The sequence below is a fragment of the Maribacter arenosus genome, assembly GCF_014610845.1.
GTDB classification, from domain to species: Bacteria; Bacteroidota; Bacteroidia; order Flavobacteriales; family Flavobacteriaceae; genus Maribacter_A; species Maribacter_A arenosus.
Genome location: NZ_JABTCG010000002.1, coordinates 662284 through 676598 on the forward strand (window position 1 = coordinate 662284; position 14315 = coordinate 676598).

Sequence of the window (14315 nt, forward strand, 5' to 3'; positions counted from 1 at the left end):
ATGGTTAAGAATAGAATTATATGTTTGCTCATACTTATTATGGCATTGATCAAGGTCAATGCCCAAGAAGACTCGCCATTTGTAACTTATGACGTGCCTTCACAGAATTTGTTGAAATATAACAGGTTCTTGATTAACCCAACATTTTCAACGGTTAGGGAAAATGTCTCGTACATAAATCTTTTACATAGAAACCAATCGGTACAATTTGATGATAATAACCAAAACTATTTCTTAAGCTACAGCGGTAGAATCAGTGATAGAACCGGACTGGGTCTGAGCTTATACTCACAAAGAGAAGGTACTGTAACCAATTTTGGGGTATTGGCAAATTATGCCTATGGTGTTAAATTAAGTGACAAAAGCAATTTCACTTTTGGAGCCAATGTCTCATATTACAATAGTGGTTTTGATCAGAATCGTGTAACTACCGTAGAAGAGGATCCATTCCTTGCAGGACTTCAAGATAGTAATTTACTTTCCTTTCAACCAGGTTTCAATATTTCTTACGGCCAGTTCGATTTTGGTTTATTTGCAGAAAACCTCTTTGATTATAACCTAAAGACCAGCGAATCGGTAACCTCTTTCGCAGACAAGACGTTTTCAGGGCATTTACAATATACACATGAATTCGAAAACACTACTGGTATTCTCGAAAGTGGACGCTTGATGCCGTTGGCCAGGGCCCGCAAGGTTGGGGAAGACGATGTTGTTTTTGGAGGTAGTTTAATTCTTGACCTTCCAAAATTAGGTTGGGTCCAAGGGGGGTATGATAGCTTCTATGGTGCGTCTGCCGGTGTTGGTTTCAATCTAAGCAAGCGACTCTCCTTAGGATATACCATGGAAAAAGGACTATCTAACAATTTTGACAACTTTGGAGTAACCCATGAAATCTCTTTTGCCTATTCCTTTGAGCCTAATCTGACAGAAGACCGTGTTTTACTTGAAAATGACAATCAACTGGTTGAGACCGATGACGAGGTTGGGGAAGATGCCATGGCCAGTAATGAAGATCTGGAAGAACTTAAGAGGAAACTAGCCGAAAACGATGCCATCATTGAAGAATTGATGTTTAGACAGGATTCTTTAGAGGCCAATCGCAAAGAGGACTTACAAAAGCGTTTTGAAATGGTCATGCGAATGGTCCGTAACGAAACCAATGGGGAGCGACCCGATTTAGAAGAAAAGGCCCAGAAAATGTTCCTAGGGGACGATACCGATATAGCTATCGCGGCCAATAACCCAAGCAACGATGGTAGGGCTAAAGACGCTGCAACTAAATATACTGATGAGTACAATAATGCGGCGAAAAAGCAAGAATCGAAAAACGATAACAAAGCCGTTTTTGATACCGCCGAACCATCTCCTAAAGTGAAGGATGCGGTCGCCACGGCCAATACAACGAAGGTGGCGCCACCAACAGCATCAAAGGATAAGGTCGCTAGTGTTGCCCCCGAACGAAAGCTTCGTGAGCACAGTGTTAAGAACCGAAAATTCCGAGACTTGAAAGGTGTTGATGACGGTTATTATGTAGTGGCCAATGTATATAAAGGTGGGGTATATATGAACAAGTTTATTGACGGTCTCCAACAAAAGGGCATCTCTGCCGATTATATCGATAATCCGAATAACGGGCTTAAATATGTCTATCTGGAACGTTACAACACTTGGCAAGAAGCTGTTGATGCACATAATAGTCATTTCGATGGGAAATATAATGGTGAAACGTGGATCATGAATGTTGACAATCGTTACACTAACGAAGCGTACGTAGAAAATACCAACAAGATAAAGGCGAAAGCCTCCAAATATAACACAGATGTACTTCAAAAAAATGTTATTGTAAAGGATAAGGTTGCCGCCAATAATCAGGAACCAAAAACCCGGATTATGAAAGGGGTAGATTCTGGTTATTATTTGATTGCCAATGTTTTTGCTAATCCAGACAATGCAAATCGTTTTGTAAAGCTATTGAACTCTTATGGGTTAAGTGCCAGCTACTTTATAAACCCGGAGAATAATTACAGGTACGTGTATCTAAAACGCCACCAATCCTGGAACAATGCCCTCATTTCTTATTATACGAAGCTAAACGATTCCTATAACGACAAAATGTGGATTATGCGAGTAACACCGAATCGGATGGCCTAGAGGAGATAAAACCGCGGAATATGGTTCCGACATAAAATATGTTTCAGCCTAGAATCTATGAAGACCAAAGCCAGCCTTTCCAAATATGCCCTTATTCTTAAAAGCTGCAGGTTGCAAATCTATATGACAATAAAAAAATAGTCCATCTTCCAGACCTAATAAATCCCGTCTGTTTTTGGCTATTTTGCTAATCCATTCAATTATCTATTAAGCCTTTATCGCCATCCCCTAGGAGGCTTTTTGCCTTCTCTTTTATGCATTATCTGATCGATAAAACGTTCGTTTTTTCCCATAAAAATGGGAGTTGTGGTTAAATTATACATTCCACGATTACAAACCTTGCATAATTAGCATTTCACAACATAACTACCGTATACCACAACATTAAATTTTACTGGTAGTATTTATAGGCAATATTTGTTATTGCTAGTTTCCAGATATAACATTTTCTGAATATTTAGCATTGAACAAAACGGAAACCAAAATTGCACATAACCGTTAAGACCAAACTTACGTACCTAATGAAAATAAAGTCGACCCCAATTCTTTTAGTAGCGTTTTTTTTCTTTCTAGGTGTTTTTACAACATTTTCCCAAGTAAAAAATGACTTCGATGTACGGTATCAAGCCGACATACGAGGTGAGCTAACCTTTATTGCAAACAACATTGTCAACAGACAAGTCGATGCACATTGGGAAGGGGCATGGGAAAGAAGGGGAAGACGATGGGTATGGAATCCGCAGGCAACCTGGGTACCGGCAGAGAGTCCAAACGATCCTTATGACTTGACTGGAAACTCTTCGGATTATAACGACAATCTTAATATGCAATATATTGATGTCGATAGTGACCCAACTACATTTAGCTCTAGTAGCGCAACCTTGGATGTGCCTGATGAGGATTGTTCATTGGTGCGCTATGCAGGACTCTATTGGTCCGCTGTTTATGTGAACAATGATAGGAGCAATATCGATGATGTAAAATTTCAAGTGCCCGGAGGCGCTTATCAGGATATCACTGCCGATGAAATTCTTTTTGATGGGAATGGCGATCTTGATTTTGGGTATTATAGCCCCTACGCTTGCTATGCAGACGTAACTTCAATTGTTTCCGGCCTGGCAAACCCTGATGGGGATTATTTTGTGGCCAATGTGCGGGCAAGCTCGGGTAGCAGTATCTCTGGTGGTGTTTCCGGTGGTTGGACCATGGTAGTAGTCTATGAAAACCCGAATCTTCCTGGCAGTAAGTATATCACCACTTTTGATGGGTATGCGGGGATTGCATCGGCAGCTCCGGATGTTGATATTCCAGTAAGTGGATTTACGACATTACCTGCGCCATTCAGTGTAAATGCAAACATAGCTATTGGTGCTCTTGAAGGTGATAATAGAATACCAGGAGATGGCTTGGAAATCAATGCAAATGGTTCGTTCACGCAATTGAATAGTACGGTGAATCCCGCCAACAACTTTTTTAATTCGAACATTTCGATCGACCCCAATTTATTCACTGCCAGAAACCCGAATAGTGTCAATACTTTGGGGTGGGACGTTGACCTATTTCCCGTGACCAACCAACCGAATAATAATGTTATACCAAACGATGCCACGAGTGCTATTTTAAGACTTAGTTCTACCCAGGACAAATACGATGTTTACTTCGCTTCCTTCGATGTAGAGATTATTGAGCCTAACATCGTTTTGGAGAAAAAGGTGAATACCCCGGGGGGTGTTGATATTACGGGACAAGGTGTGCATCTTGGTCAAACCCTGGACTATGTGCTTACCTTTCAGAATATCGGAAATGATGATGTTGATAATTATACGATACGGGATATACTACCAGTAAACGTTGCCCCGCCTAACGGAACAACATTTACGCCTTCGGACATGACCTTACCCACGGGGGTAACCTATACCTATGATTCTACTACCCATGAGGTGGTATTTACTATTCCCAACAATCTGGTAGAACAGGGACTTACTCCCTATTCAATACGTATGCGTGTAAAGGTCGCCGAGAATTGCTTTGATTTTATCGATGCGTGTTCTGACTTGATTCAAAATTTGGCCTATTCTACCTATCAAGGTGTGGAAAACACAGCTGTGATTACGGATGACCCAAGTGTAACCGATTTTGATGCTTGCGGATTTGTTGTGCCAGGAGCTACCAACTTTCTATTGGACGATCTTTCCGATTGTAATTTTTCACGTACCGTGGAACTTTGTGGTAACCAGGCCATTTTGGATGCGGGGGATAATTTCGATGAATATATTTGGGTACGTGACGATAATGGTAATAATCAGATCGATTCCACAGATACCGTAATAACCGATGGCGATCCTGACAATGATCCAAGCACCATGTCGGTTACCACTGTTGGCACTTATATCGTTGATAAAATCGTCGCTGACCCTTGTAAAGGTTTTAAGGAAATCATAACTGTTGTGCCCTATGGATCTGGGACAATACCAAATCCTATCATCGAATATTTTAATGATGTAAACAGTGATTCCGATCCATCAAATGATTTGGCTGGGGAAATCGTACAATGTAGTATCGACAACGATCTGCTTCCAAAATTATTTCTTTGTGGAATTGGTGATACGCGTCAATTGCAGATCAACATCCTTGATGCACAAAGTCTTGTTTGGGAAAAATTGGATGAAGGTAGTTGCGCCCCTTCAGGAGATGACTGCGCCAATAAAAACCTTACGTGCACATGGAACAATGAAGGCGCTGGCAATAATTATTTAGTATCAAGCGCGGGCAAATATAGGCTATCGGTTACCTATCAAAATGGATGTACAAGTCGTTTTTACTTCAATGTGTTCCAAAACACCTTGGATATCCTATATAACAATAATGATATCATTTGTACTACGGATGGAAACATTACCATTACCAATTTAGGTGCTGGTTACGGTTACCAATTGGTAGATGATGCCACTGGTAATATAGTAATCCCCTTTAGCGCCAACAATGGGCCAAGTTTTGATTTTGGAACAGGTGAGAACGGAGCGTACAGGATACAGGTTACCCAATTGGACAATGCAGGTGTGCCCATAGACGAGGCCTGTATCTTTGAAACCCCCGTTATTGGGATTGTGGAAAGGGATGTGCAATACAATGTTAATATTACCCCGGCAAACTGTACTGTTTTAGGCACGGCCACCATTCAGGTCACCAATGCCGATGCCAATTATAATTATGAAATCAGGTTGGATGATGGTTCAAATGGCGGCTTAGGCACATTGGTCGATGACGAATTGGCGCAAACCAGCAACAATTTTACGTTCACAGGCTTAAATCCCGGTGATTATATTGCCTATGTAAATACCGATGATGGCTGTTCCTACAGTGAACAAATCACCATTATTGACGAAAATGACCTGGAATTAACCGCACAGATTTCTCAGCATATAACCTGTAAGGAAGGGAATATTCAAATGAATTCAAATGGTGGTCAAACACCCCATACCTACGCTATTTGGGAATATGTTGATGAGGCTGGTACAACCATAACATCGTATCCTAGCATAAATGACATTCCACCTTCTGAGTTTCAAACAAGTGTTATTTTCGATATTCTTGATCCAGGGGATTACACCTTCGTTGTTATTGACAGAAATAGTTGTCATGCTATTTCAAATACCGTGACCATCGAATTTCAACCTGCAGCTGAGTTCAATGCTACTTCTGTAATAGATGTACTTTGTTTTGGGGATTCAACCGGTTCAATAGAATTCAATCTTGTTAGTAGCAATGGGTATCAGCTTACTTTTTATTTATTCGATGCAGTAGGTTTCGACCCGGCTAATTATAATGTCGCCAATGCCATCAGCACCAATACCACCGGATATTTTCCTGGATTGGCTTCTGGCGATTATGAAATTGTAATAAATCAAAGAAAAGGGAGTGCTGACTGTGACTATTTTGAAAGTCATACCATAAGTGCGCCCACGAATGCTCTAGCCGCCGATTCGGCACTAATACAGGATTATACCTGTGTGCAAGACGCCATTATCGAAGCCCAAAATGTAAGTGGCGGTACCGCTCCTTTTGAATACAGTATTGACGGGGTCAACTTCGTTTCAGGAGTCGGGGCCGAACAGTTTTCAGGACTTACAGATGGCACCTATACCATTACAGTTAGGGATGCCAACGGTTGTGTATTCCCAACGCCTGCAATAACCGTTGCGCCACTAAACGAACCCAGTGATTTAACCTTTTCATCAACAGCTCCAAACTGTCCTGCACAGACTTCAAACGTAACAGTAACTGTTGTTGACGGAAATACACCATTTGTTTTTGATATCATTGCGCCATCAGTAATCGCAGCGACATCCATTTCCGGAAATACCGCTGCTTTTGATAATCTTGCTCCCGGTACCTATACGTTCAGGGTAGTTGATAACAAAGGATGCGTTTATACAGAAGACTTTACCATTGCACCTGTAAATCCCATAACTGTTTCAGGAACTTTGATTAATAATGTGACTTGTTTAGGAGCTACCGATGGGGCCGTGGACTTTACTGTAAATGGTTTTTCTAGCACCTACTCATATACGATTAATGGCGGAACTTCCGTAACGGGCCAGTCCGTCACGACCATCAACCTTACCGCGCTTGCCGCTGGCGACTATACAATAGTGGTCACAGACGATACCACCAACTGTACCGATACCGCAACCGTTACCGTCAGTGAGCCTGCGACACCTTTGGCCTTCACCTTCGCGGTGGGCCCATTGACCTGTAACGCCGACGGCTCGGTGACCATAACGGCCACCGACGGATGGGGAGGGTACTCCTATGAACTGGAACAGCCCGATTCAGTGGTCCTGGGGCCACAGGCAAGCAACGTCTTCACAGGGCTCGACCAGGTCGGCACACATACCATCCGCGTTACCGATGCAGGTGGCTGTACCGTTACCGATACCTTCGATATCACGGCTCCGGCCAATCCGAGCATTACCCTGGACCCGACGACGGATCTATGTTATGATCCTGCAACGGGCGTGAGCCTGACCGCCAATGCCACAGGTGGGGTCGCACCGTATACCTATAGCCTTAACGGTGCCCCGGCGCAAAATGGAAATGTATTCAATAACCTGGCCCCGGGCGCCTATACCGTCGTGGTCTCCGACGCCTATGGATGTCCTGCGACCTCGAATACGGTAACCATTGAGCCACAGCTTACGGTATCAGCCGTTCTTACCAAAGAACTCGACTGTACCGCTTCCCCGGATGCGATCATCGATATCACCATTAATGGAGGTTATGCCGCTTTTGCCTATCAGGTGAACGGTGGTGCCAGTGTCCCTGTTGTGGGCAATACATTTAACTATACCACTGCGACGGACGGTTCGTTTACCTTCTTGATCACCGATAGCGAAGGCTGTACCGCCCAAACAACCATAGTTGTGGATCCAATCACGAATCCCGTCGCCACGAACAATCCCACAAACCCAACATGTGACGGGGCGGCCGATGGCAGTGTGGAGGTAATCATTGACCCTAATTTCGGGACCGCGCCCTACCAGGTTGATTTTGACGGGGCCGGGCTATCCAACCAGACCGTATATACGGGGCTTATCGCCGGTACCTATAATTATACCGTTCAGGACAGCAAAGGCTGTACCTTCAACGGAAGTGTTACCCTAACGGCCCCGAACCCAATGAGCGCCGATGCGGTATTGACACAGCCTTATACCTGTGTGCAAGACGCCATTATCGAAGCCCAAAATGTAAGTGGCGGTACCGCTCCTTATGAATACAGTATTGATGGGGTCAACTTCGTTTCTGGAGTCGGGGCCGAACAGTTTTCAGGACTTACCGATGGGGATTACACTATTACGGTACGTGATGCCAGTGGATGTACTTTTGCGACCATTCCCGTAAATGTCCCGGCCTTGGATCCACCGACCGATATCACTTTTAGCAGTACGGCCGCAAACTGTCCGTCCGAGACTTCTATTGTGACCTTAACGGCAATAGGCGGAAGCGGAGCGATAACCTATGAGATCATTGCCCCGGCTGCCTCCATAGCGACAAATGCAACAGGCGTATTCAACAATCTAGCCCCGGATACCTATACGTTCAGGGTCACCGATGACAAAGGATGCTCCTATGACGAAAATTATACCGTAAACCCAGTACAAAAAATAAATGTGTCCGGTGCATTGACACAGGACGTATCCTGTGTGGGCAGTGCCGACGGCGCAATACGGTACGACGTGACCGGATTCAGCGGTAACTATAGCTTCGCCGTGACAGGGCCTACGGCCATCCCCGCACAATCGGGCATAACCACGGACCCCCTTAACTTCAGCGGTCTTTTGGCCGGTGATTATACCATTACGGTAACCGACGATACCACCAACTGTACCGATACCGCAACCGTTACCGTCAGTGAGCCTGCAACGGCATTGGCCTTCACCTTCGCGGTGGGCCCATTGACCTGTAACGCCGACGGCTCGGTGACCATAACGGCCACCGACGGATGGGGAGGGTACTCCTATGAACTGGAACAGCCCGATTCAGTGGTCCTGGGGCCACAGGCAAGCAACGTCTTCACAGGGCTCGACCAGGTCGGCACACATACCATCCGCGTTACCGATGCAGGTGGCTGTACCGTTACCGATACCTTCGATATCACGGCTCCGGCCAATCCGAGCATTACCCTGGACCCGACGACGGATCTATGTTATGATCCTGCAACGGGCGTGAGCCTGACCGCCAATGCCACAGGTGGGGTCGCACCGTATACCTATAGCCTTAACGGTGCCCCGGCGCAAAATGGAAATGTATTCAATAACCTGGCCCCGGGCGCCTATACCGTCGTGGTCTCCGACGCCTATGGATGTCCTGCGACCTCGAATACGGTAACCATTGAGCCACAGCTTACGGTATCAGCCGTTCTTACCAAAGAACTCGACTGTACCGCTTCCCCGGATGCGATCATCGATATCACCATTAATGGAGGTTATGCCGCTTTTGCCTATCAGGTGAACGGTGGTGCCAGTGTCCCTGTTGTGGGCAATACATTTAACTATACCACTGCGACGGACGGTTCGTTTACCTTCTTGATCACCGATAGCGAAGGCTGTACCGCCCAAACAACCATAGTTGTGGATCCAATCACGAATCCCGTCGCCACGAACAATCCCACAAACCCAACATGTGACGGGGCGGCCGATGGCAGTGTGGAGGTAATCATTGACCCTAATTTCGGGACCGCGCCCTACCAGGTTGATTTTGACGGGGCCGGGCTATCCAACCAGACCGTATATACGGGGCTTATCGCCGGTACCTATAATTATACCGTTCAGGACAGCAAAGGCTGTACCTTCAACGGAAGTGTTACCCTAACGGCCCCGAACCCAATGAGCGCCGATGCGGTATTGACACAGCCTTATACCTGTGTGCAAGACGCCATTATCGAAGCCCAAAATGTAAGTGGCGGTACCGCTCCTTATGAATACAGTATTGATGGGGTCAACTTCGTTTCTGGAGTCGGGGCCGAACAGTTTTCAGGACTTACCGATGGGGATTACACTATTACGGTACGTGATGCCAGTGGATGTACTTTTGCGACCATTCCCGTAAATGTCCCGGCCTTGGATCCACCGACCGATATCACTTTTAGCAGTACGGCCGCAAACTGTCCGTCCGAGACTTCTATTGTGACCTTAACGGCAATAGGCGGAAGCGGAGCGATAACCTATGAGATCATTGCCCCGGCTGCCTCCATAGCGACAAATGCAACAGGCGTATTCAACAATCTAGCCCCGGATACCTATACGTTCAGGGTCACCGATGACAAAGGATGCTCCTATGACGAAAATTATACCGTAAACCCAGTACAAAAAATAAATGTGTCCGGTGCATTGACACAGGACGTATCCTGTGTGGGCAGTGCCGACGGCGCAATACGGTACGACGTGACCGGATTCAGCGGTAACTATAGCTTCGCCGTGACAGGGCCTACGGCCATCCCCGCACAATCGGGCATAACCACGGACCCCCTTAACTTCAGCGGTCTTTTGGCCGGTGATTATACCATTACGGTAACCGACGATACCACCAACTGTACCGATACCGCAACCGTTACCGTCAGTGAGCCTGCAACGGCATTGGCCTTCACCTTCGCGGTGGGCCCATTGACCTGTAACGCCGACGGCTCGGTGACCATAACGGCCACCGACGGATGGGGAGGGTACTCCTATGAACTGGAACAGCCCGATTCAGTGGTCCTGGGGCCACAGGCAAGCAACGTCTTCACAGGGCTCGACCAGGTCGGCACACATACCATCCGCGTTACCGATGCAGGTGGCTGTACCGTTACCGATACCTTCGATATCACGGCTCCGGCCAATCCAGTGGCCAGTATTGATACCGCAGCTTCGACATTGTGCTATACATCGACCAGCCTGGCAACTATTGTTGTTGGTGCTTCCGGCGGTGTGGCCCCTTATTACTATAGTTTGAATGGGGGTTCTACCCAAACATCCAATACTTTTGCAGACCTAACACCTGGGATTTATGACTTTACGGTTATGGATAGTTTTGGGTGTGCCGATAACATACAATTCACGATTGAACCAGAACTTACGGCCGACGCCGTACTTACCAAGGATCTTGACTGTACCCTAAGTCCTAATGCCGAAATCAATGTGACGGTAAACGGAGGATATCCCGCCTATACCTATGAAATAGATGTCGATGGCGCTGGATATGTGGCCTATTTAGGTGGTTTCCCTTATAGCACTGCTACAGCAGGAACCTATCAATTTAGAATAACCGATACCCAAGGTTGTGTTACCCAAACTAGCATTGTTACCGTTACTGCGGCTGACACACCGGTTATTTCTAGTGTAACACCGACCCATGTTCTATGTTATGGGGACAACTCCGGATCTTTGGACATTGTTATCGATACAAGTGTAGGTGTTGCTCCATTTACAATAAATATTTTTGAAACGATTACCAGCACCGATTATGGCAGTCAGACTAGTGGATTACCTGCAGGGGATTATCAAATTACCGTTACAGACGATAAAGGCTGTTTTGTAACAACAACACAAACATTAACAGAGCCGAGTGCAATAAACCCCAATACTACCCACACTAATTTATCTTGTTCTGCCTCCGCAAATGTCTTAGGCACCATTACAGTAGATGCCACGGGTGGTACCTCGACTTATATATATGAAATAAACAATACTGACTATTCATATACCGATTCATATGATACCTCATCAGGAACAAATGACCACACGTTTTCAGGCCTTAATTTTGGGGACTATACAATTCGTGTAGTAGATAGTAATGGTTGCGAAAATATATCAACAGTTACCATTACCACCGGGCCTGATGTGCTAATCACAACCACTGGTGCCGCGGGCTGCCTTCCAGGTAGCGGCGAGATGCTCGTGGAAGCAGCCGCCAGCAACGGTACACTAGGTACAGGAACATTCTATTTCGCTATATATCCTGCTCCTGCATGGAGCGCGGTTAGCCCATCTTGGTTTATTCAGGATGGAGGTCCCGGCTCACCCCCATACACCCATAATTTTACAGGGCTTACTCCTGGGGTCACCTATACCTTTATCGTATATGACTCGGATACAGGTTGTGAATATGTACAGGAAGGAACTGTCCCAGTTTCAACGAGTTCAAGCTTAACGTCTACTGTAGACGCCACGACCAATGTAAGTTGCTTTGGATCTGTAGATGGGTCTGTAGAATTTACCTTTAGCGATCACGGTGGAACTCGGGTTGATTATGAAATTTTTACCGCTGTAACTAATACTTCTACTGGTATTTCAGGAAGTTACACCCCATTGGTGCCAACAATTCCTAGAACTGAAACTTTAACGGGGCTTGCGCCAAATGAATACTATATCCTATTTACGGAATTTGATGGTCCTAATGCAGGGTGTGTCAATGCCTCCGACAGCTTTATAATAGAACAGGCTCCTGCTTTATTGGAGATTACAGCCACGGCAACAAATGCCAATAGTTGTACCCTAAATTCTGGAACTATTACGGCCACCGCCAGATATGGACAAACCCCTTACCAATTTCAATTGGAATTGGCCTCTGCAGCAGCCCCAACAGTTGCTACTTGGACGGGAACCAATACGACAGGCTTTTTCAATGCAGATGCTGAAGATTATATCGTTTATGTTAAAGATGCAAATAACTGTATACGCTCGGCGCCTATTACTGTAGATGAAGACCCAACCCCAGTTATAGACTTAACCGTAACTAATCAATGTGCGACTACAGAAGGTAATTTCACCATCGAAGTTGAATTGATCAACGCTGGAATGCAGCCTTATTTCCTAAGTTTGGACGGCGGGGCATATCAAGCGGTAACCCTCGCTGGTGCTGGAAGTACATATGATTTTACCGGATTAAACTCAGGAAATCACACGGTGGAAGTTAGGGATTCAAATGGTTGTGGAAATAGTGTAAATATTGATATCTATACCCCAACCTCATTATCCGCGGATCTAATTGTTCAACCAACCTGTTTAGGTGGTGATGGCAGAATAGATGTAGTCGCTTATGGAGGTTCTGGTCTTTACCAATATGAGTTATTTGATTCCTTAGGAGCAAGTATTGCGGGACCCCAATTGTCACCCTCCTTTCCTGGATTGGATCCGGATAACTATAGTGTATTTGTTTACGATACTTTGGCCACAGGATGTGACGCCAATATAGACATTACTTTGGAAGTGCCTGCTGCGGTTGCGTTCACGTGGACCAAGGAGGATGTTTCCTGTAATGGAGGCTCTGACGGAAGCATAACAGTAACATTGGATGCGGGAATGAACAACCCTCCCTATACGTATCAGTTATTTGATATAACCGGTCTTATACCGCGTAGCGGGGTACAGACTAGTAATATATTTACGAACCTAGTTGCCGACGATTACAAAGTACGGGTTACCTCTGGAAGATTCTGTATGGACGTACAAGATGTAACTATTGATGAACCAACAGTGCTTGTGGCAACTGCCAGTGCAACCGATTTTGCTTGTGCGGCCGATAACTCTGTAAGTGTATCCGTGCTTACGGCGGATGTACCAACTACAGGCACGGCCCCTTATACCTATAGCATAAACGGAACGGACTTCTTTGCCTCCAATACGTTCAACATAACCGATACCGGTGCCTCACAGACCATCACCGTCACCGTAAGGGACGATAACGGGTGCTTGGACACAACGAACGTTACCATCGATCCGTTGCCTACCATGACCGATGTGACAGTTGCCCAAATAACAGCAATAACCTGTGCCAATGATGAAACGGCCCGTGTAACGGTGACCGGCGGATCGGGCGACTTCACCTTCGAGCTATTGCCCGGTGGACCGGTCCAGAGTTTGGCAAGCCAGACGGCCGACTTTGACCTTACCGCCCCAGGGGACTATACGTTCAGGGTGACCGATAACGTTACGGGATGTTATTTTACAACATTGCCTTATACCGTTGCGCCTTACGATGTAATCGAAGCCATCGCAACAGCGGTTACCCCGGTGACCTGTTTCGGGGACTCCGATGGGGAGCTTTCGATACAAGTGAACAATTACCTGGGCAACTATACCTACCAGATATTCGATGCGGCCGCAACACCAATAACCGGTGCTATAGCTTCCGATACTTCTGTAAACCCAAGAACGATATCAGGACTTCCTGCAGGAAACTTCTATGTAGAGGTAATCGCTATGGATACACCATTCTGTGACGATATCTCCAATACGATCACCATAGGGTCGCCTAGTGCAGTTGTAAGCCTAGTCGAAGATTCCAATATCAATGCAAATTGCAATATCGGCGCACAGGTCACCGTATCGGCAAGTGGCGGGACTCCCGGCTATACCTATGCATTCGTTGAAGACGGGGTTGCCCCTTTGGCAGGGGATTATTCGGCAAATAATTTTGCCATACTCAATCCTGCAACCAATTTAAACTGGGACGTATACGTGCTCGATGCGAACAACTGTCCGCAAATGATCGATGTGGTTATTGCCGAAGATCCTATGCCTACGGTAACGGCCCCAGTATACGCCACGGACCAATGTACATCCAACGGTACGTCCTACACTTTTGATGTAGTGGGTACGGGTGTCGCGCCACTTGAATACAGCGTG

2 protein-coding genes are annotated in these 14315 nt (G+C 45.9%); both read left to right on the forward strand.

What is annotated here, in order from left to right:
* The gene (locus HPE63_RS08050; protein WP_188313736.1) at positions 1-2151 is read left to right on the forward strand and encodes a PorP/SprF family type IX secretion system membrane protein; all 2151 of its coding nucleotides are present in this window, start codon (positions 1-3) and stop codon (positions 2149-2151) included.
* A 521-nt stretch (positions 2152-2672) separates the two neighbouring features.
* Positions 2673-14315 (forward strand): SprB repeat-containing protein (locus HPE63_RS08055; RefSeq protein ID WP_188313737.1); only part of this gene is annotated, 11643 nt, incomplete at its 3' end.